At 65.6% G+C, this 19918-nt stretch carries 15 protein-coding genes; 8 read left to right on the top strand and 7 right to left on the bottom strand.

Annotated features, from left to right (window positions below):
• Positions 1–64: 64 nt before the first annotated feature.
• Positions 65–3454 (bottom strand): S41 family peptidase, encoded by a 3390-nt coding sequence (locus IWX64_RS08060; RefSeq protein ID WP_196866622.1) that lies wholly within the window; start codon positions 3452–3454, stop codon positions 65–67.
• A gap of 118 nt (positions 3455–3572) precedes the next feature.
• On the opposite strand from IWX64_RS08060, the gene IWX64_RS08055 reads away from it, so the two are divergent.
• The gene (locus IWX64_RS08055; protein ID WP_196866621.1) at positions 3573–4472 is read left to right on the top strand and encodes a TIGR01777 family oxidoreductase; all 900 of its coding nucleotides are present in this window, start codon (positions 3573–3575) and stop codon (positions 4470–4472) included.
• Positions 4473–4512: 40 nt separating this feature from the next.
• Here IWX64_RS08055 and IWX64_RS08050 read toward each other — a convergent pair whose 3' ends face one another.
• Positions 4513–6261, bottom strand: coding sequence for a protein kinase domain-containing protein (locus IWX64_RS08050; RefSeq protein WP_196866620.1), 1749 nt, complete (start codon positions 6259–6261; stop codon positions 4513–4515).
• Positions 6262–6372: 111 nt separating this feature from the next.
• On the opposite strand from IWX64_RS08050, the gene lipB reads away from it, so the two are divergent.
• From lipB to IWX64_RS08030, 4 genes are all read left to right on the top strand, one after another.
• On the top strand, positions 6373–7089 hold the full coding sequence (gene lipB / locus IWX64_RS08045; RefSeq protein WP_196866619.1) for a lipoyl(octanoyl) transferase LipB: 717 nt from the start codon (positions 6373–6375) through the stop codon (positions 7087–7089).
• A 3-nt stretch (positions 7090–7092) separates the two neighbouring features.
• A complete protein-coding gene (gene lipA, locus IWX64_RS08040; protein ID WP_196866618.1) occupies positions 7093–8097 on the top strand; it encodes a lipoyl synthase in 1005 nt (334 codons plus the stop codon).
• A gap of 96 nt (positions 8098–8193) precedes the next feature.
• Positions 8194–8946: a DUF4191 domain-containing protein gene (locus IWX64_RS08035; protein WP_196866617.1), complete on the top strand. Its 753-nt coding sequence runs from the start codon at positions 8194–8196 to the stop codon at positions 8944–8946.
• A 64-nt stretch (positions 8947–9010) separates the two neighbouring features.
• The gene (locus IWX64_RS08030; protein ID WP_196866616.1) at positions 9011–9349 is read left to right on the top strand and encodes a YciI family protein; all 339 of its coding nucleotides are present in this window, start codon (positions 9011–9013) and stop codon (positions 9347–9349) included.
• A 14-nt stretch (positions 9350–9363) separates the two neighbouring features.
• On the opposite strand, the gene IWX64_RS08025 is transcribed toward IWX64_RS08030, so the two are convergent.
• On the bottom strand, positions 9364–9801 hold the full coding sequence (locus IWX64_RS08025; protein ID WP_196866615.1) for an RDD family protein: 438 nt from the start codon (positions 9799–9801) through the stop codon (positions 9364–9366).
• Positions 9802–10062: 261 nt separating this feature from the next.
• On the opposite strand from IWX64_RS08025, the gene glnA (IWX64_RS08020) reads away from it, so the two are divergent.
• Positions 10063–11487: a type I glutamate--ammonia ligase gene (gene glnA / locus IWX64_RS08020; protein WP_196866614.1), complete on the top strand. Its 1425-nt coding sequence runs from the start codon at positions 10063–10065 to the stop codon at positions 11485–11487.
• Positions 11488–11696: 209 nt separating this feature from the next.
• Here glnA (IWX64_RS08020) and IWX64_RS08015 read toward each other — a convergent pair whose 3' ends face one another.
• The 3 genes from IWX64_RS08015 to IWX64_RS08005 all read right to left on the bottom strand — a co-directional run bounded on the left by IWX64_RS08015 (position 11697) and on the right by IWX64_RS08005 (position 17800).
• Positions 11697–14708 (bottom strand): bifunctional [glutamine synthetase] adenylyltransferase/[glutamine synthetase]-adenylyl-L-tyrosine phosphorylase, encoded by a 3012-nt coding sequence (locus IWX64_RS08015; protein ID WP_196866613.1) that lies wholly within the window; start codon positions 14706–14708, stop codon positions 11697–11699.
• Between the two features lie 13 nt (positions 14709–14721).
• Positions 14722–16062 carry a type I glutamate--ammonia ligase gene (glnA, locus tag IWX64_RS08010; protein WP_196866612.1) on the bottom strand — a complete coding sequence of 447 codons (1341 nt, stop codon included), beginning with the start codon at positions 16060–16062 and terminating at the stop codon, positions 14722–14724.
• A 124-nt stretch (positions 16063–16186) separates the two neighbouring features.
• Entirely contained in the window at positions 16187–17800 is a 1614-nt protein-coding gene (locus IWX64_RS08005; RefSeq protein ID WP_196866611.1) for an SLC13 family permease, read from the bottom strand.
• A 116-nt stretch (positions 17801–17916) separates the two neighbouring features.
• Here IWX64_RS08005 and panB point away from each other — a divergent pair, with 116 nt between their 5' ends.
• Positions 17917–18813: a 3-methyl-2-oxobutanoate hydroxymethyltransferase gene (gene panB / locus IWX64_RS08000; protein ID WP_196866610.1), complete on the top strand. Its 897-nt coding sequence runs from the start codon at positions 17917–17919 to the stop codon at positions 18811–18813.
• 1 nt (position 18814) lies between these two features.
• On the opposite strand, the gene IWX64_RS07995 is transcribed toward panB, so the two are convergent.
• The gene (locus tag IWX64_RS07995) at positions 18815–18979 is read right to left on the bottom strand and encodes an SPOR domain-containing protein (protein ID WP_019481305.1); all 165 of its coding nucleotides are present in this window, start codon (positions 18977–18979) and stop codon (positions 18815–18817) included.
• Between the two features lie 60 nt (positions 18980–19039).
• Here IWX64_RS07995 and map point away from each other — a divergent pair, with 60 nt between their 5' ends.
• Complete coding sequence (gene map / locus IWX64_RS07990; protein ID WP_196866609.1) at positions 19040–19918, top strand: type I methionyl aminopeptidase; 879 nt, start codon at positions 19040–19042, stop codon at positions 19916–19918.

Genomic DNA, 19918 nt, shown 5'->3' with positions numbered 1-19918 from the left:
GCGTAGACAGTAAAGGCGGCCATCCGGTTACCCGGGTGGCCGCCTTTTTGCATGCCCGGCCTGGCTAGCGACGCGGTGGCCGCGGCGGCAGCTTGCCCGGGTTCAGCTGCGGGTAGTTCGTCCGCACGGGTGGCACGTCGGTGGGGGTGGCAGCGATCATCTCCTGCAGGACTTCCATCCCACGCTGGAGCTGTGGGTCATTTCCCGTCGCATGGGCGTGCGGCGGGAATGGCACCTCGATGTCAGGGTCCACCCCGTAGTTCTCCACGCCCCAGGCCACGCCGCCGGTCATCCAGAACGCATACCGTGGCTGGGTGACAGCCGTTCCGTCCGCGAGGGAGAACCGGCCGTCGATTCCGACGACGCCGCCCCAGGTACGCGACCCGATCACCGGGCCGATCGCCCTGAGCTTTGACACCTGCGTGATGATGTCCCCGTCGGACCCCGCGAATTCGTCGGTCAGGATGACCACCGGTCCGCGGGGCGCGTGCGCGGGGTAGGTGCCCGGCTGCTCGCCCCGGGGAAAGGACCAGGCGGTGACTTTGCGGCCAATAAGTTCGGCGACCAGCTGGGAGGTGTGGCCCCCTCGGTTGCTCCGCACATCCACCACCAGTCCGGCGCGGGCGGTCTCCCGGTCGAGGTCGCGGTGCAGCTGCGCCCACCCCCTGGCCACCATGTCCGGAATGTGAAGGTAGCCGAAACGTCCCTCCGAGGTCTCGTGGACGAGCGTCCGGTTGGCGGTCACCCAGTTCTGGTAGCGCAGCCGTTCCTCGCTGCGCAGCGGCACCACGGCCACCCGCCGGACCTGGGGTTCACCCTGGTCCTGGCGCCTGACCACCGTGAGTTCGACGGTCTTGCCAGCGGCACCGGTGAGCAGCACTGCGGGCCCGTGCGCCGACGGGACGGGGACGCCGTCGACGGCTGCGATGATGTCCCCCACCTCCACTGCGACGCCCGGGGCGGTGAGTGGGGATACGGCCTGTGGGTCGGAGGACTCGCCGGCGAAAATGCGCTGGACTGTCCACCCCTGCTCGGCCGGAGCCAGTTCCGCGCCGAGGAAGCCCTGGGCACCCGTTCCCGGTTCTCCGAACAGCAGCGGCGTCACGTACGCGTGGGAGGTTCCCAGTTCGCCGTGGACCTCCCAGAGGACATCCACCAGGTCGTCATGTGATCCCAGCTGCTCCACCAGCGGACGGTAGCGGTCCCGGATGGCGGGCCAGTCGAGGCCGCCCATGCCCTGGTCCCAGAAGAAGTCGCGCTGCAACCGCCAGGTTTCGTCGAAGGCCTGGCGCCAGACGCTGACGGGATCGAGGAGGACGCGGATCCGGCCCAGGTCGACCTCCACGTTGTCCGGGGAGTCCTTGTCGACCTTGCCCTTGGTGGGGACGGCCGTCACCTTGCCTGCGTGGATGACGACCACTGTGGCGCCGTCGCCGCTCACCTCGAAGCTGTCCACCTCCGACACCAGGGTGTCGGCGTCACGCCTGGCGAGGTCAAAACGTTCAAGGCGTTTCGCCGGATCCTTCGCCGTGGTCGTGGCCCGCCCGTCGCCGGTCACCCCGACGCGCTCCATCGCTGTCCACAGCAGCGCACCGTCGACGGCGCGTAGACCCTCGTAGTTGCCCTGAGGAACGGGTACAGCGATGATCCGCTCGGCCAGGTGCTCCGGGTCGACGGTGATGCTGACGTCAGATTCGTCGTCGGCCTGGCTGGCGCCCATGGCGGCCCCCGGTGCGGAGGCGGCCGGGTGCACTGACGGCCCAAACGGTGACGGCGTCTCCGCCGACAGCGCCACCAGGAAGGGCTTGGTGGACACGGGAAAGCTGAGATCGAAGCGGTGGGTGTCATACACCGGGTCGAAACTCCGGTCAGAGAGGAGGGCTAGGAAACGGCCGTCGCGGGTGAAGACCGGCGAGTGGTCGCGGAACCGGCCATCGGTCACGTTGTGGACCTCCGCGCCGGGTTCCGTCCGGGCGAGCCGGACCCGGGTCCTGGCCCCTTCGCCAGTGACAGGTTCGGCCCACGTCAACCACTGTGAATCCGGGGAGAACGCCAGATCGTCCACCGCCCCGTGATGGGTTGACGCGAGGGTGAACAGGGTGCCACTGCAGAGCTGCAGGACAAGGATTTCGCCCATCTCCCCGGCGATGGCCACCCGGGTTCCATCCGGGCTGGTGGTGAGGTTGCTGGCACGGAATGGACCGTCGAACGCCCACCGCGAAACTCCCGAGGCGGCGGCCGTATCCTGCGCCACAACGGTATCTTCAGCTGCCGTTCCGTCTGTCACCGGCGTTGCGGTTGCCGCTGTTTTCAGGGAGGTGACCGTCGAGGGGACGTCTGCCCTGGGCCCTGCGCCTGGGACTCCGGTGGCAAACACGTCCCGGATGAACAAGGACTCCTCGCCGTCGTGGTCGGCGACGTAGGCCACCCGGTCGGCGCCAAGCGGTCGGCCGAGCCGGGCTCGCACCCCGGCGGTGGCTTCCACCACGCGTGACGGTCCGTCCCTGTGGGTCAGCCAGTGCAGGGTGCCGTGGCTCTCGACGATGCTCGCTGTGCCGGCAGGAACCGGGGTGGCGGCAGCCAGATGCCGGACCACGTTCAGCGGCTGGGGGCGGCGTCCGGTCGAGGCAGAGCCGAGGGAGATGTCCAGCGGGACGGGCTCGGCGTCGAGCGAGCCCATCAGCCAGAGGACACCGGCGGATTCGAAGACCACCCGGGTGCCATCGGTGGTGGCGTGCCGGACATAGAAGTCGTCGTGGTCGGTGTGTCGCTGCAGGTCCTGCCCCTGGGCGGTGACCGAGTACAGGTTCCCGTAGCCCTCATGGTCGGAGAGGAAGGCGAGCCGGTCGTTCACCCACAGGGGGTCGGAGATGTTTCCGTCGAGCTCCGGGATGAATCGGGCGAAGTCTCCGGACCCGTCGGCGTCCATCCAGAGCTTCCCGGCGGTGCCGCCACGGTAGCGCTTCCACCAGGCGGGCTCGCGGGTCAGGACACTGGCAATGACGACCGGCTGGATGCCTCCGGTCACCGGGCCCTGGACCACTGCGTCAAGTGGGCCGTAGGGGTAAACGGTCTGCGCTGAGCCGTCGAGGGGTACGCGGTACCCCCACGCGTGCCGTGGGTCCTGGTGGCGGAACGCACTGGTCGCGATGACATCGCCGTCGGGAGTGAACCCCCGGATCTTGGTGCTCTGATGGCCCCAGTAGGTCAGGCGGCGGAAATTGCCGCCTTCTGTGCCGGCGGCCACTACCTCCGGAGCGCCCGCCTGGGTGACGGTCCAGGCGATGGTGGTCCCATCCGGGGAGAACCGGGGGCCGCGTGCGGGCAGCTGCATTGCTGAAATACGCCAGGCCCGTCCCCCCGTCAGAGGGGCAACCCAGACATCGTTTTCAGCGACAAAAGTGATCAGGTCACCGTGGACATGTGGGAAGCGCAAATAGTGTGAGGGAACCATCCCACGATCATAGTCACTGGCGGCCCCGCGTCGGCCGACTGTACGAGTGTGGAAAACCCCTGGACGCCACGGGCACCACCTGTTCCTTTTGGGCCGCGCAGGATGGTGGGATAGGGGTATGAAAATTCTGATCTCCGGTGCGTCCGGAACCATTGGCAAGGCCTTCATGCAGCAGGTGGCCCCCGGGCCCCATGTGGTGACGCGGCTGGTCCGCCGCACTCCGTCCGCCCCGGATGAAATCCAGTGGGACCCCACGGCGGGTGGCCTGGACCCGGCAATCATGGATGCCACCGACGCCGTCGTGAACCTTTCCGGTGCGGGGATCGCTGGCGCGCCGTGGACGCGCGGCTACAAGGAAACGCTCTACTCGTCCCGGCTGACTGCCACCCGCACGCTGGTCGACAGCATGCAGCGGGCGGAATCACCGCCAACAGTGTTCCTGAGCCAGTCGGCGTCGGGATACTACGGGGACCGTGGATCGGAGCTGCTGCCGGAATCCGCAGCCTCCGGCGACCTGCTGCTCTCCGACATCTGCAGGCGGTGGGAGGCCGAGGCGTTGCGGGCACCCGATTCGGTCCGCACCGTCCTGATGCGCACCGGTGTAGTGATGTCCACCAAGGGTGGCGCCCTGCCCAAGCTCCTTGTGCCACTGCGGCTTTTTGTCGGTGGACCGCTGGGCTCCGGGAAGCAGTGGTGGCCGTGGGTGACCCTCGACGACCAGGCGCGCGCGATGGCTTTCCTGCTGGAGGCCGAGGTCAGCGGGCCGGTCAACATTGCGTCTCCTTCCCCGGCGACGGTCACCGAGCTGACGGAGGCGCTGGGCGCCGCCCTGAACCGTCCCACCCGGTTTCGGGTGCCGGAATGGTTGTTGACCGCGGTGCTGGGACAGTTGGCGCGCGAGTTACTTCTGCCCAGCGCACGTCTGGATCCGACGGTGCTCAGGGACGCTGGATTCGAGTTCCGCGAGGACTCGCTGGACGATCTGGTCCGGTGGGTTCGGGACTCACGGGGCGCCTAGGGTTGCCGGATCCGGGTTTTCCCTTCTCGGGTTCTCGCGCCTAGGGTTCCCTCACCTCCCGGATCAGCCACCGGTCCGCCACCCGCTGCAGGACGAAGACCAGCTGCTGGGTGACTGCCTCCGGGTCAACCCGGTGCGTCTCGCCGTCCGGCGAGGCCTCGGCATAGCCCGAGGTGGTGGCCGTCGCGGCGACCTCCACCGTGACCGTTGCCGCGTCATCAGCCGTGCTGCCCGCAGGGAGCTCTATTCGTTCAAGGTTCTCCAGGCCGATGCTGAGCCCGGTCAATACGTGTCCGCGGGTAGCCAGCTCGACGACGGCGTCCTCGTCGGCGGCCATCGCCGGCGACTCAGGGACGAAGACGTACCGCAACAGAGTCGGATCGGCCGTCTCGAAGGCGCGCTCCCGGACCCGAGACAGGTGCGGCAGCACCACCAGTGGATCGGTTCCGGCGAGGGCTTCGGTCAGGACATCGGCTGCCGCGTCGCTGGCGCGCACCGTTGGTCCAGCTGCCGGAGTGGACCCCCGAGACTGGGTCTGAGCCCGCGTCGGTGGTGCAACCGGAACCGGTGGGGTCGGGAGGGGTATCGCCGTCACTGCCGGTGACGGTGTCGGTGACGTTGACGGTGTCGGTGTCGAGCCCGACAGGACGGCACCGTCCGGGAGTTCGACGCTGCCCATTCTTCCGGCGTCCACGGGTCCGGGCACACTGACCAGCACGGCAGCAATCGCGAGGACAAGCAGGGTGAGGGCAGCGAACAGCACGGCCGCAACTTTGCGTGCCCGGCGCCGGGGTGGGGCGGCGGCCCGGCGTCGTGCACCCGAAGCGGGAGCTACCCGGCGTGGGGTGGACCTACGGGGAACGGGGGTGACGACGGAAGCCGTGAGTCCCCGTCGCCGGCGCTTTTTCTCTGGTTCGCCCGAGTCGGTTCGCCTGGTCCTGAGGCTCGGAGTGACATCGGGGTGGACGGCCGCCAGCAGGTCCAGCGGTGTGGCTGTCGCCGTTCGTTGCACGGCCCGCGCGAATTCGATCGCGGTGGGCCGATCGCCTGGATCTGACTCCAGCCCCCAGCTAATGAGGTCAACGAGCGCCTCGGGGGTGTCGGGGACCAGGAGTGACAGCGGCGGACGCTGGCTCGCCGGGCCGGGGATTCTGCCGGTCAGGGCAAACCAGCCGACAGCGGCCAGGGCGTACAGGTCCGCTTCGGTGTTCAACCCGTGGTGGTCGCTTGACGTCTCCTGAAACCCCGGGGTGCCCGCCGCCACATGACTGCCTTCCCCGATCAGGCGGGCGATTCCCAGATCGGCGAGCAGGGGCTTACCCAACTCGGTGAAGAGGATGTTGCCGGGCGCGACATCACCATGAACGGCACCTCCGTCATGCAGATAGGCGAGCACCTGGGCCATCGGCGTCAGGACGGTCACCACCTCGCCTGGGGAGAGCGGTCCCCGCGCCGAGACAAGGTTCAGTAACGATCCGCCAGCCGCGTAGTCCATTCGAAGCGCGGTGCCCTGCCCGGTCTCCACCACCTCGTGGAGAGCGAGGAGGTGCTCGTGGGCAAACCGGGAAAGCATCAGCTGCTCGCGGCGGACCACGTCCACGCCGTGGTCACCCCGACCCGCCGAATCCAGTACCTTGAGTGCGAAAACCGCTCCCTGACCGTTGCAGACCAGCCACACGGACGCGCTACCACCAGTGCCCAGGAGGCGTTCGCACTGGTAACCGGGCACGCTGGGTGGACGGGCGTCCTGATCGTTCCGGCGGCCCTCGCCGGCGGGTGTGCTGTCCATGTCCCAGTTCTAATGGATGCCGGGAAATCCTGCAGAAGTTATCCACAGGCCTCCGGGCCACGCTGACGGACGCTGTGAACTTTGGTCCCCGGGCAGGTCTACCCTTAAGCCATGACACTTCAGTACTCGCGTATTGGGCTGGACCCGGAGTTCGTCGACTATGAGACCGGCTGGGATCTGCAACGTGAACTCCACGCCGGCGTGGTGGCTGGCACGGCGCCCAGCACCGTGCTGCTTCTGGAACACAGCGCCGTGTACACGGCGGGGCGTCGCACCGAGGAGCACGAGCGGCCCTTCGACGGGACGCCCGTCGTCCCGGTGGACCGGGGCGGGAAACTCACGTGGCACGGTCCCGGCCAGCTGGTCGGTTACCCCATCCTCGCGCTCCCCGAACCGACGCGGGTGGCTGGCTATGTGGCCATCCTCGAGGACGTGATCATCGCCGTCCTGCGGGACTACGGGATCACGGGGATCCGGATCGAGGGCCGGTCGGGAGTCTGGGTAGCGGCGGACGACCAGAGGCCGGACCGAAAGATCGCCGCGATCGGGATCCGCATCAACCGGCGGGTCACCATGCACGGGTTCGCCGTCAACTGCAGCAACGATCTGGCCCCGTTTGAGCAGATTGTGCCCTGCGGGATCAACGATGCCGGGGTGACCACCATCTCGGCGGAAACGGGCGGGACGGTGACCCCGTCAGACGTCGTTTCGCGGATTGAAGAGGAACTGCGCAAGAATGAACCATCACTGGTTGTCGAGGCGGCAGAGGTTTCCCGCCCGTCAAGCACAGTCAACCCTGCCGGTCCCCACCGGCCGGAAGGAGCATAACCCGTGAGTCTAGCCCCCGAAGGACGACGCCTTCTCCGAGTCGAGGCCAGAAACGCCGAGATCCCGGTGGAGCGCAAGCCCGACTGGATCAAAGCGAAGGTGAACATTGGCCCCGAGTTCGTGGCCATGAAAAACCTGGTGAAAAAGGAAGGCCTCCACACGGTATGCGAGGAGGCGGGCTGCCCCAACATTTTCGAGTGCTGGGAAGACCGCGAGGCAACCTTCCTGATTGGCGGGTCCGAATGCACCCGTCGCTGTGACTTCTGCCAGATCGATACCGGCAAGCCCCAGCCGTTGGACCGCAGCGAGCCGTTCAAGGTTGCCCAGTCGGTGCAGTCGATGAACCTGCGCTACGCCACGGTGACCGGCGTCGCCCGCGACGACCTCGCTGACGAGGGCGTGTGGCTCTACGCGGAAACCATCCGGCAGATCCACAGCATGAACCCCGGCACCGGCGTCGAGATCCTCATCCCCGACTTCTCCGGCAAGCCGGAACACATCAAGGCGATCTGCGACGCCGCACCCGAGGTCTTTGCGCACAACGTCGAGACAGTCCCCCGGATCTTCAAGCGCATCCGCCCCGCCTTCCGATACGAGCGTTCGCTTGACGTGATCACGCAGGGCCGGGACCTCGGGATGGTCACCAAGTCCAACCTGATCCTCGGCATGGGCGAGACCCGGGAAGAAATTTCCGAGGCCATGCAGGATCTGCACGACGCCGGCTGCGACCTGATCACGATCAACCAGTACCTGCGGCCAAGCGAACGCCACCTCCCAGTGGACCGTTGGGTGAAGCCTCAGGAGTTCGTCGAATTGCGCGAGGAGGCCGAGGAGATCGGTTTCCTCGGCGTCATGAGCGGGCCACTGGTCCGGTCCTCATACCGTGCCGGCCGACTCTGGGCACGGGCCATGCGCAAGAAGGGACTCGAACTTCCCCCAGCGCTGGCCCACATCGAAGACTCCGGTTCGACGCTCCAGGAGGCGTCGAGTCTCGCACCCACGGGCTAGTCCGTGAGGTCTGCCGAAAGCACCCCAGGTCTGACGGCCGGGGGTGCTTTCGGCACGTCCACCCGCTATTAGAGGATCACGTAGAATTGAGGCACTATGGCCAACAGCATTGAATCAGACGGATCATCCACCCCCAAGCGGCGCCTTTTCTCCCGGAAGCCGAAGCCCCAGAAGGGGCCGAAGAAGACCGGGCGGATGAAGCAAATCTCCGAGGTCTTCAAGATGACCCGGCGGAACGACCCGAACGTTGTCTGGGTCATGCTGCTCGCGTTTCTTTCGATCGTCGCCGTCGGCCTGGTCATTGGTTTCCTGATCCAGAACTGGATCACGATGCTCATCATCGCGATTCCCCTGGGCTTCCTCGCGGCAGTGTTCATCCTGTCCCGGCGCGCCGAACGCGCGGCTTTCTCGCAGATTGAGGGCCAGCCGGGAGCCGCGGGCGCCGCGCTCAGCGTGCTGCGCCGTGGCTGGATCCTCCAGGATCAGCCGGTTGCCATGAATCCCCGGTCGCAGGACGCCGTGTTCCGTGCCATCGGCCGTCCCGGAATCGTCCTCGTTACCGAGGGTCCTTCCGCACGGGTGAAGCCCCTGATCGACGCCGAACGGCGCAAGATGGCAAGGATTGTCCCCAACGTCCAGATTCACGTCATCGAAGCTGGCCGCGGCGAGGGCCAGCTTCCCCTGGCGAAGGTGGCCAAAAAGGCGCAGAAGCTCAAGAAGACCCTGACCAAGCAGGAAGTCCAGGCCGTCAACAAACGCCTCACCGCCTTGGGCACCAAGCTGCCCATCCCCAAGGGCGTCGATCCGTTCAAGGCCCGCCCGGACCGCAAGGCCATGCGCGGACGCTAGACCTTCGATTACATGATCGGCTAGACGCTAGACCGCCACCGGCTGTTGGTGGCACCATCGGGCCATGACTAAATACCTCATCTCTTTCCCGAGCGAAGCCATGGTCCTCACTGACGAGGAGTTCCCCACCGTCGTCGCCGAGTCACACGCGGTGATCGAGGAAGCCAAAGCGGCCGGCGTGTATGTGTTCGGCGGCGGAATCGACGAGGAAGTGGATCCCGTTCTCGTCTCCGCTGACGGTCAGGTGAACACCGAAATCTATCCCGGCAGCGAGCTACGGGGCGGTTTCGCGGTGCTGGAGCTCCCCACCCGAGATGAAGCGGTCGAGTGGGCCCGAAAAATAGCAGCAGCGTGCAGGTGCTCGCAGGAACTGCGCGCGTTCATGTACGACCCGGCCAGTTAGATCCGGACGGCCTGCTAGATCCGGACAAGGACCGTCTGGACGGCGCGGTCGTGCACACCGCGTTGATCACGGTCCACGATGAGCGCGGGAATCACCAGGCAGATCAAGAGGGTTCGTACCGCCGCTTTCCCGTACCCTGCGGGGCGACCGCTGACTGTCTGCACCTGCATCCCCATGATGCGGTGCCCGATGCTGTAGCCGAAGAAGCCGACCAGCAGGATCTGTGTCACCGCGAACACGCCCAGCGTCGCGAAGCTGTTGTAGTCGAAGAACAGGTAGGAGATCAGCGAGCTGAGGGCCCAGTCGAGCAGCAACGCACCGACGCGGCGAGCTGGCCGGGCGATCGCCGCGGGCCCTTCCTTCGGCCGGCCCATCCCCTGCCCCGGCCAGTAGTTGGTGTGGTTCGACGGCGAGCCGCCGAGCCATGAGCCGATGTCATTTCTATCTACCACCGTCCAATCTTAACGCCTCCGGGTGGCACGGATTCCCGGCGTCGCGGTCGTACCCAAGCTCACTTTCCGACCGATGAGCCCAAATCAGGCTAGGCTAAAAGAGCCCCAGTCACCCGACCATCCTTAAGTAACGTGCCGGAAACAATTGCGACACCAGTGGGAAACTGCAATCTCCTACAGTTGTAACTATTGCGGCGGAGCGCTCAATGCCACTGATCTGCGCCCGGTCGTTATCCCCCACATGCGTTAGGAGCATAAACGATGTTCAAGAATGCGGACGAAGTCCTCAAGTTCATCGCTGACGAAGACGTAAAGTTTGTCGACGTCCGATTCACCGACCTTCCCGGAGTGCAGCAGCACTTCAACGTTCCCGCAAAGACAGTCGATGCAGACTTCTTTGTCAACGGGCAGCTGTTTGACGGATCCTCGATCCGCGGCTTCCAGGGAATTGCCGAGTCGGACATGCAGCTGATTCCGGACCCTACGACTGCGTTCATTGATCCCTTCCGCATGGAGAAGACGCTCGCGCTGAGCTTCTCGATTGTGAACCCTCGGACCGGCGATCCCTACCACCGTGACCCACGGGGCGTGGCAGAACGTGCCGAAGCTTACCTGAGCTCAACCGGCATCGCTGACACCGCGTTCTTCGCGCCAGAGGCCGAGTTCTACATCTTTGACAACGTGCAGTACGAATCCCTCCCCCAGGGCAGCTTCTACAAGGTGGACTCGGTCGAAGCCCCCTGGAACAGCGGCCGCGAGGAAGAGGGCGGAAACCTTGGCAACAAGACTCCGTTCAAGGGTGGCTACTTCCCCGTGTCCCCCGTCGACAAGCAGGCCGACCTCCGCGATGCGATCTGCGTCGAGCTGGACAACGCCGGCCTTGAGGTCGAGCGGTCGCACCACGAGGTAGGTGGCGCGGGCCAGGCGGAGATCAACTACAAGTTCACCACTATGACTCACGCAGCTGACGACCTGCAGAAGTTCAAGTACATCGTCAAGAACGTTTCCGATGCGTGGGGCAAATCGGCAACGTTCATGCCGAAGCCGGTCTTCGGCGACAACGGTTCAGGCATGCACTGCCACCAGTCGCTGTGGAGCGCCGGCGAGCCACTGTTCTACGACGAGCGCGGCTACGCAGGACTGTCCGACATGGCCCGCTGGTACATCGGCGGCCTGCTCAAGCACGCTTCGGCCGTGCTGGCGTTCACCAACCCGACGGTCAACTCGTACCGCCGCCTGGTCAAGGGCTTTGAAGCCCCGGTCAACATGGTGTACTCGCAGGGTAACCGCTCGGCCGGTATCCGGATCCCGATCACGGGTTCAAACCCGAAGGCCAAGCGCATCGAGTTCCGCGCGCCGGATCCCTCATCCAACCCGTATCTGGCCTTCGCTGCACAGCTGATGGCTGGCCTCGACGGCATCAAGAACCGGATCGAGCCAGCTGATCCGATCGACAAGGATCTCTACGAGCTGCCCGCCGAGGAAGCCAAGGACATCCAGAAGGCTCCAGGCTCACTGGAGGAAGCTCTGCTCGCCCTCGAGGCCGACAACGAGTTCCTGCAGGCCGGCGGCGTCTTCACCCAGGACCTGATCGACACCTGGATCGAGTACAAGCGCGAATTCGAGATCATTCCGCTGTCGCTGCGTCCGAACCCTTACGAGTTCGAGCTCTACTACGGCGTCTAGTCTCTAGCAAGGAGAAGGCCCGCACAGTAATTCCGTGCGGGCCTTCTTTCTGCCCAAAATTTACTGGACAGCAAGGGTCTATCGCTTGCATAACAAGTTCAACCATCCCGCTGACCACGAACGATCAGTGGGATTGTCTAGACAGTCCCACTGATCGGGGCTGCTGGGTGGGAAAATGCGACGGCGGCGCACCGGGATAGGTGCGAAACTCAGTACCCGTAGAAGGCGCGCTCAAAGATGGACCGGGCGCGCCGGGTCAGCCGCAGGTAGTCCTCTTCCAACAGGGCACCCATTCCGGGGCCGTACCCGCACCAGCGGGCCACCGCTTCCAGATCCCGGCGCGACGACGGCAACAGGTCCGACGCCTTGCCACTCCAGATCACGTTCGCCGCCCGCACCCGGCTCGACAGGCACCAGCTCTGCCGCAGGGTGGCCACGTCCGCTGCAGGAAGCAGCTCGGCTGCGGCGATGGCGTCCATCGCTGTGAGGGTGGAGGTGGTCTTCAGGGCATCGTTCCCGTGGGCGTGCTGCAGCTGGAGCAGTTGCACCAGCCACTCGACGTCGCTCAGGCCTCCCCGGCCGAGTTTAAGATGGCGTGACGGATCGGCTCCGCGGGGAAGCCGTTCCGATTCCATCCGTGCCTTCAACCGGCGGATCTCCCGCAGGCCTTGACTGGAAATGGCCTCCGGATACCGGATCGGGTCGATCAGCTGGGTGAACGCCGCGGCCAGCTCGTCGCTTCCTGCGACAGGCAACGCACGCAGCAGTGCCTGCGACTCCCAGACCAAGGCCCAGCGCCGGTAGTACTCTCGGAAGGACTCCAGCGACCGCACCATCGGACCCTGCTTGCCTTCAGGCCGCAGATCAGCGTCGATCTCCAGCACCCGCTCCGCCTGGATGGCAGGCGTGCAGGGCTGCTGCAGCAGAGCGGACAGCTGACTGACAATCCGCTCGGCCTGACCCTGCGCCGCTGCCTCATCGGCGCCGGGATGGGCACGGTGCACATACATTACGTCCGCATCCGAACCATAGGTGATCTCCCGACCGCCCTGCCGGCCCATCGCGACGACGACGACGTCGGTCAGCGGGGCTTCGTTCGCGAACACCGCACCCTCGGCGACATGCAGCGCGCCGAGAATAGCTGCCCGGTCGGTGGCGGACAGCGCCGCCCCCACCTCTGACTGGTCCAGCAGACCGGAGCTGTCGGCAATCGCAATCCGCAATAATTCCCGACGGCGGATCAACCGGATCAGCCGCATCGCCTCCCGCGGCTCCGGGTGACGTGACATTTTCGACTGGATCTCGCCCCACTGGGCTTCGAACTCGACCGGGACCAGATCCTTGTCGTTGCCCAGCCACTTCGTCGATTCCGGCGAGACTTCCAGCAGGTCGGCGATGAAACGGCTGCTGGAGAGGATGTGGCAGAGCCGTTCCGCGGCGGCCTTCGAGTCGCGGAGCATGCCCAGATACCAGTGGGTCTGTCCCAGCCCCTCACTGAGCCGCCGGAAACCGAGCAGCCCGGCGTCGGGATCCACGCCGTCGGCCAACCAGCCGAGCAGCACGGGCAGCAACTGCCGCTGCAGGGCAGAGCGCCGGCTGATACCGGAAGTGAGGGCCTCGATGTGGCGCATGGCCACCTTCGGGTCGAGGTAGCCCAGGGCGGCAAGGCGAGCCCGGGCCGCCTCGGGTGTGAGCTTGACGTCGTCGACGCTAAGGTTCGCTGCGGTGTTCAGCAGCGGGCGGTAGAAGATGCTCTCGTGCAATCCGCGCACCAGCCGCTTGGTCTGCTGCCATTGCTCCAGCAGGGCGGCAGCTGCGGGCCGGGTGGTGATCTGTGCACCCTGAGAGGTCATGGCGAGGGCGCGGCGTGAGGCGTCGTCCTCGGGCATGAGGTGGGTGCGGCGCATGTTGACCAGCTGGATCCTGTGCTCCAGGACGCGCAGGTACCGGTAGGACTCGTCGAACGCCTTCGCATCGGAACGGCCGATATAGCCCGCCGCGCTCAGTGCCGCGATCGCCGACGTGGTGTCCTTGATCCTGATCGTTTCGTCCGCCTTGCCGTGCACCAGTTGCAGCAGCTGGACGGTGAATTCGACGTCGCGCAGGCCACCTGGCCCGAGCTTCAGCTGGCGTTCCGCCTCGTGGGAGGGAATGTTGTCGGTGACGCGGCGGCGCATCGCCTGGACCGAGTCGACGAACCCTTCACGCTCTGACGAGTTCCAGACGAGAGGTGCCACGGAATCCTCGTACCGGCGGCCAAGGTCGGCGTCGCCGGCAATGGTTCGTGCTTTCAGCAGTGCCTGGAACTCCCAGGTTTGGGCCCATCGCGCGTAATAGGACAGGTGGGAGTCGAGGGTCCGAACGAGTGGACCGTCGCGGCCTTCCGGACGCAGGTTCGCATCCACCTCCCAGAGGCCCGGCTCGATACCGCTGGACGTGATGGCCCGGGAAATCCCGGTGGCCAGTGACGTCCCGATCTTCACGGCCAGGTCCTCGGCGAGGTCGGGCGCGTCGATCACGTAGATGACATCGACGTCGGAAATGTAGTTCAGCTCGCCGGCGCCGCACTTTCCCATCCCCATCACAGCGAGGCGGACCGATGCGATGTCGGCGACAGAGAAACTGCTCGCCAGTTCCGCGCGGGAGACGGCCAACGCTGCTTCGACCACCGCCGCTGCCAGATCTGCGAGCTCCTGGCCGACGGTGGGCAGGTAGTCCACGGGCGACGCCGAACACAGGTCCCGCACAGCAAGCTCCACCAGATGGCGGCGGTAGCGGGTGCGCAGCAGAGCGTAGGCTTCTTTCCCGCCGGTAGCGGCCACCGGCATGCCCGACGACGGGTCGGCGTCGACCGCTTCCAGGAGAGAGGACCGGAGGTGTGCGGCAGGAACTCCTCCGGGGGCCCTGCTGGGACTGACCTTGATGGTGTCGAGGTGCTCGGGCCGGCGCATCAGGAATTCTGCCAGCGCCTCCGACGCACCCAGGAGGCGGAACAGCGGTTCGCTGCTGGCACCGCCGTCGGCCACCACCGAAGCCAGACCGGGCTGGACCGCCAGAAGGCGGACCAGCGACTGCAGGGCAAGATCGGGGTTGGCAGAGCGCGCCAGCCCATCGAACAGGGCCCGCTCCGGGATGTCCTTCAGCTCCGGTGCAGCCAGGAACCGGGTGCTTTTCTCCAGATCAGTAAAACCCCTACTGATGAGTTGGCGGTTCAGGCTCATGGTGGGTGCCAGCTTAGAGGATCCCGAGGTTGCGCCGCAGTTCATAGGGCGTGACCTGGATGCGGTAGTCGTGCCATTCGGCGCGCTTGTTCCGCAGGAAGTTCTCGTAGACCTGCTCGCCCAGTATCCCGGCAACCAGTTCCGAATCCTCCATCACCCGGATCGCGTCGTGGAGGCTTGCGGGCAGCGGGTCGTGGCCCATCGCGCGGCGCTCGGTGGCCGTCAGGCTCCACACATCGTCCTCGGCGCCCGGCGGCAGCTCGTAGCCTTCCTCGATACCCTTCAGACCGGCGCCGAGCAGCACTGAGTAGGCGAGGTAGGGGTTGCTGGCCGAGTCGATACCGCGGTATTCGATGCGCGCCGACTGGCCCTTGTTCGGCTTGTACAGGGGGACGCGGACCAGTGCTGAACGGTTGTTGTGGCCCCAGGACAGGTAGCTGGGGGCTTCTCCCCCGCCCCAGAGCCGCTTGTAGGAGTTGACGAACTGGTTGGTGACCGCTGTGAACTCGGGGGCGTGTTTGAGGATTCCGGCGATGAACTGGCGTGCCGTCTTGGACAGCTGGAATTCGGCTCCGGCCTCGTAGAAGGCGTTGGCGTCGCCCTCGAAGAGGGAGAAATGGGTGTGCATGCCGGAGCCGGGGTGGTCGGAGAACGGCTTGGGCATGAAGGTGGCGTAGCTGTTCTGGGTCAGTGCCACCTCTTTGATGATGGTCCGGAAGGTCATGATGTTGTCGGCGGTCTGCAGCGCGTCCGCGTAGCGCAGGTCGATCTCGTTCTGGCCCGGCCCGGCCTCGTGGTGGGTGAACTCGACGGAGATCCCGACCGATTCCAGCATGGCGACGGCGGTGCGCCGGAAGTCCTGCGCCACGCCGCCCGGCACGTGGTCGAAGTAGCCCGCCTGGTCCACCGGTACGGGCTGGCCGTCCGGGCCCAGCTCGTCGGATTTGAGCAGGTAGAACTCGATTTCCGGGTGGGTATAGCAGGTGAATCCCATGTCCGCGGCTTTCGCCAGGGTCCGCTTCAACACCCCGCGGGGGTCGGCGGTGGAGGGCTCCCCATCCGGGGTGAGGATGTCACAGAACATCCTCGACGTCGGTTCCTTCTCCCCACGCCAGGGCAGGATCTGGAAGGTTGACGGGTCGGGCTGCGCCAGCATGTCCGACTCGAACACCCGCGCCAAGCCTTCGATGGAGGAGCCGTCAAAGCCCAGCCCCTCCTCGAAGGCTCCTTCCACTTCTGCCGGGGCAAGTGCCACCGACTTCAGTGAACCGACGACGTCGGTGAACCACAGGCGCACAAACCGCACATCGCGTTCCTCGATGGTACGGAGTACAAATTCCTGCTGGCGGTCCATTGCTACCCTCTTTCATGCAGTTGATTGGTGCCCGCCCATCATCACGAGGGCGGGCCACCAGTTCACTCTACTGGGCGGGGTCTCGTACGGCAGGATCACCACCGTTATGCCAGGCGGGGTGACGTCAGAGCACCAGGCCCAGGGCGAAAGGACCAATCATGACCGTGAAGATCGTGATGAGGATGACGCCCACGATATTGAGGACAATACCGCCGCGCACCATCTCGGTGATCTTCACGTTTCCGGTGGCGTAGACAATCGCGTTGGGAGGCGTACCGACCGGGAGCATGAACGCGCAGGTGGCCGCGAGGGCTGCCGGAATGAGCAGCGTCTGCGGGTCGATACCAATGCCGATGGCAACGCCGCCGAGGATCGGAATGAAGGTTGCTGCCGTCGCAGTGTTGCTGGTGATCTCTGTCAGGAGCAGTACAATCGTCACCACAACGGCCAGCAGCAACACAATCGGCAGGGCGCCGAGCCCGCTGACCTGCTCGCCGAACCAGGCGTCGAGCCCGGTCCGCGCAACCGCTCCGGCGAGGGCTAGGCCTCCGCCGAACAACAGCAGCACACCCCAGGGCAGGCCCTCTTCGGCATCCTTCCAGACCAGGGTCATGTTTCCCTTCTTGTCAGCCGGGATCATGAACAGTGCGATACCCGCCGAGATCGCAATCGCCGTGTCATCCAGCGATCCAAGCCATGGCATAGCCGACTCGACCGCGCCGATGTTCGACAGGAGACCCGGGAAGATCCAGAGGAAGGCGGCACTCGCGAACACCACGAGGACGGTCTTTTCGCCCTGGCTCATGGTGCCGAGCTTGCTGATCTCGGAATCGATCAGTTCCTTGCCGCCCGGGATTTCCTCGAGGGCGAACTTGAAGATGACACGGGTGATGAGCAGCCAGGCAATTCCGATGAAGACGACGACGATCGGGACACCGAGCATCATCCACTGGACGAAGCCGACGTCCTCACCGAGTTCGGTGCTGATGTATCCGGCGACGATCGCGTTGGGAGGGCTGCCGAGGAGGGTACCCAGACCACCGATGGTTGCTGCCCAGGCGATCGAGAGGATGAGGGCCACACCGAAAATGCGGACCTCCTTGTCGCTGACGACGTCGCTGATGGACTTGCCGGCGTCGAGGTCCCTGGCTGTCTGGCCGGTGGGTGTCTTGGACCCGTGGCTGTTCTCGACGACGAGGGTGAGGATGCTGAGCGCGATCGGGAGCATCATCAGCGTGGTCGCCGTGTTGGAGACCCACATCGAGAGGAATGCGGTGGAGATCATCAGTCCGAGGATGATCCGGCGTGGATGGGTGCCAACGCGGCGCAGGGTCAGCAACGCGATCCGGCGGTGCAGGTTCCATTTCTGCATGGCGATGGCGATGAGGAAGCCGCCGAGGAACAGGAACACGATGGGGTTTGCGTAGGGCGCCGTCGCCTCTGCCACCGTCGATCCGGAGAGCATCGGCAGCAGGACAATCGGCAGCAGCGATGTCACTGACAGCGGAAGCGCCTCGGTCATCCACCACACGGCCATCAGGCCGGCAATAGCCGCGACCGCCCGGGCCTCGTTAGGGAGCTCAGACCCGCCCAGGGCGAAGTAGATCACCAGGGCGATCGCCACCCCGAGTCCCCGCACCATCCAGAGGCGCCCTGCCGACCGGGTCGGCTCGCCGCCCTCGGTTGCGGCGGCTGTTGAAGTACCGCCCGCTCTTGATTCTTCTGCCTGATCACTCATAAGTTCAGCTCCTGCACGCCGTCGTGTTTTGAGTCACAACGTAACACGGGTGGTCATACCGATAACGGATGTTGCGGCCTACATACCGGCAGGGGGTCTGAAGTAGGCTCGGGTGTATGACTTCAGCAGAGATCCCAGCACCTTACGGGTCGGGCGCCCGAGACGCCGACGCGCCAGCCGTTGACGCCACGCCAGCCGTTGACGCCACGCCCCGGACGCCGGCCCGGATCCGCACCCATCACCTGCAGCAGGCTAAGACCGAGGGTCGGCGCTTTGCGATGCTCACCGCCTACGACCAGTACGCAGCGGAGATTTTCGACGACGCCGGCATCGAGGTGCTGCTCGTCGGTGATTCCGCCGCGAACAACGTACTCGGCTACAGCACCACACTGCCGATCACCGTGGACGAAATGATCATCTTCTCCCGCGCCGTCACCAACGGAGCGCACCGCGCGCTGGTGGTCTGCGACCTGCCATTCGGCAGCTATGAGGTCTCCCCCGCCCAGGCCATCGAGTCGTCGGTGCGTCTGATGAAGGAGGGCGGGGTCCACGCGGTGAAAATGGAGGGCGGACGGCATTACGCTGACACCGTCCGGGCCCTGTCCACCGCTGGAATCCCGGTGATGGCCCACGTCGGATTCACGCCGCAGAGCGAGCACGCCCTGGGCGGGTACCGGGTCCAGGGACGGGGTGACGCCGCCCAGGAACTGATTGACGACGCCGTGGCCCTCGCCGACGCCGGAGCATTCTGCGTCCTAATGGAGATGGTTCCCGCCGACGTGGCTGCCGCCGTCGACCGCGCCATCGGAGTGCCGACCATTGGGATCGGCGCCGGCAACGCGACCACCGGGCAGGTCCTGGTCTGGCAGGACATGGCAGGGGTCCGGACCGGGCGTCAGCCGAAGTTCGTCAAGCAGTTCGCTGATGTGCGGTCGGTACTGGCCGCGGCCGCGACGACCTACGGCGAGGAAGTACGCAACGGCACCTTCCCCGGACCGGAACACAGCTTCTGAGCTACTGCTCGTCCTCGGCGTCCCACGCCTGGTTGCGCTGCGCCACCTTCTCCAGGGCGCGCTCAGCCTCAGCCCGGGTGGGATAAGGCCCAATCAGTTTCCGCCAATCGGACTGTGCGTCCTCTTCAATCTCGTGGGTCTGTACGTTGTACCAGAACTCGGCCATGGGTGTCCTCCTCGATGGTCACTTTCGGCGGGACGCCGTACCGCCTATAAGATCAAGAGTATGCCTCAGCAATCCGTCAGCGCACCCGTAGGAACGCTTGTTCCGGGGACCGTCAGCCCACAGCTGCCGGTTCCGGCCAGCATTACCCGCCCAGAGTACGTCGGCCGCAGCGGGCCAGCACCCTTCACCGGGTCCGAGGTCAAGACTCCGGAGACGATCGAAAAGATCCGCCGGGCCAGCCGCCTGGCCGCTCAGGCCATCGTCGAGGTGGGACGCCACATTGAGCCTGGCGTCACCACCGACCACCTGGATCGGGTGGGACACCAGTTCCTTGTGGAGAATGGCGCGTACCCCTCAACTCTGGGCTACCGCGGGTTCCCGAAGTCCATCTGCTCCTCGTTGAACGAGGTGATCTGCCACGGCATCCCCGACACCACGGTGGTCCGCGACGGCGACATCATCAACATCGACATCACCGCGTACCTGGACGGGGTCCACGGGGACACCAACCACACCTTCCTGGTGGGCGACGTCGACGACGAGTCCCGCCTCCTGGTGGAGCGCACCAAGGAATCCCTGAACCGGGCCATCAAGGCGGTAGCCCCCGGCCGGGAAATCAACGTGATTGGGCGGGCCATCGAGTCCTACGCCCGACGGTTTGGTTACGGCGTGGTGCGCGACTTCACCGGGCACGGCGTCGGTGAAGCGTTCCACACCGGGCTGATCATCCCCCATTACGACGCCGCGCCGGCCTACAACCGGGTCATCGAGCCGGGGATGACGTTCACCATCGAGCCGATGCTCACCCTCGGAACCATCGAGTGGGACATGTGGGCGGATGAGTGGACCGTGGTCACCAAGGATCGCCAGCGCACCGCACAGTTTGAGCACACCCTGCTGGTGACCGACAGCGGCGCCGAAGTTTTGACCGTCCCTTAG

The sequence above is a fragment of the Arthrobacter sp. CAN_A212 genome (assembly GCF_015752345.1).
GTDB lineage: Bacteria > Actinomycetota > Actinomycetes > Actinomycetales > Micrococcaceae > Arthrobacter_D.
The sequence above is the reverse complement of the archived record's forward strand: the minus strand, read 5'-3'. Positions and strand labels throughout refer to the sequence as shown.

Excerpts from the sequence above, each read along its gene's own strand:
- panB (WP_196866610.1), top strand. The coding sequence starts at position 17,917 with ATGACTTCAGCAGAGATCCCAGCACCTTACGGGTCGGGCGCCCGAGAC.
- IWX64_RS08030 (WP_196866616.1), top strand. The coding sequence starts at position 9,011 with ATGACTAAATACCTCATCTCTTTCCCGAGCGAAGCCATGGTCCTCACT.
- IWX64_RS08005 (WP_196866611.1), bottom strand. The coding sequence starts at position 17,800 with ATGAGTGATCAGGCAGAAGAATCAAGAGCGGGCGGTACTTCAACAGCC.
- lipB (WP_196866619.1), top strand. The coding sequence starts at position 6,373 with ATGACACTTCAGTACTCGCGTATTGGGCTGGACCCGGAGTTCGTCGAC.
- IWX64_RS08055 (WP_196866621.1), top strand. The coding sequence starts at position 3,573 with ATGAAAATTCTGATCTCCGGTGCGTCCGGAACCATTGGCAAGGCCTTC.
- IWX64_RS07995 (WP_019481305.1), bottom strand. The coding sequence starts at position 18,979 with ATGGCCGAGTTCTGGTACAACGTACAGACCCACGAGATTGAAGAGGAC.
- IWX64_RS08050 (WP_196866620.1), bottom strand. The coding sequence starts at position 6,261 with ATGGACAGCACACCCGCCGGCGAGGGCCGCCGGAACGATCAGGACGCC.
- glnA (WP_196866614.1), top strand. The coding sequence starts at position 10,063 with ATGTTCAAGAATGCGGACGAAGTCCTCAAGTTCATCGCTGACGAAGAC.
- IWX64_RS08015 (WP_196866613.1), bottom strand. The coding sequence starts at position 14,708 with ATGAGCCTGAACCGCCAACTCATCAGTAGGGGTTTTACTGATCTGGAG.
- map (WP_196866609.1), top strand. The coding sequence starts at position 19,040 with ATGCCTCAGCAATCCGTCAGCGCACCCGTAGGAACGCTTGTTCCGGGG.
- glnA (WP_196866612.1), bottom strand. The coding sequence starts at position 16,062 with ATGGACCGCCAGCAGGAATTTGTACTCCGTACCATCGAGGAACGCGAT.
- IWX64_RS08060 (WP_196866622.1), bottom strand. The coding sequence starts at position 3,454 with ATGGTTCCCTCACACTATTTGCGCTTCCCACATGTCCACGGTGACCTG.
- IWX64_RS08035 (WP_196866617.1), top strand. The coding sequence starts at position 8,194 with ATGGCCAACAGCATTGAATCAGACGGATCATCCACCCCCAAGCGGCGC.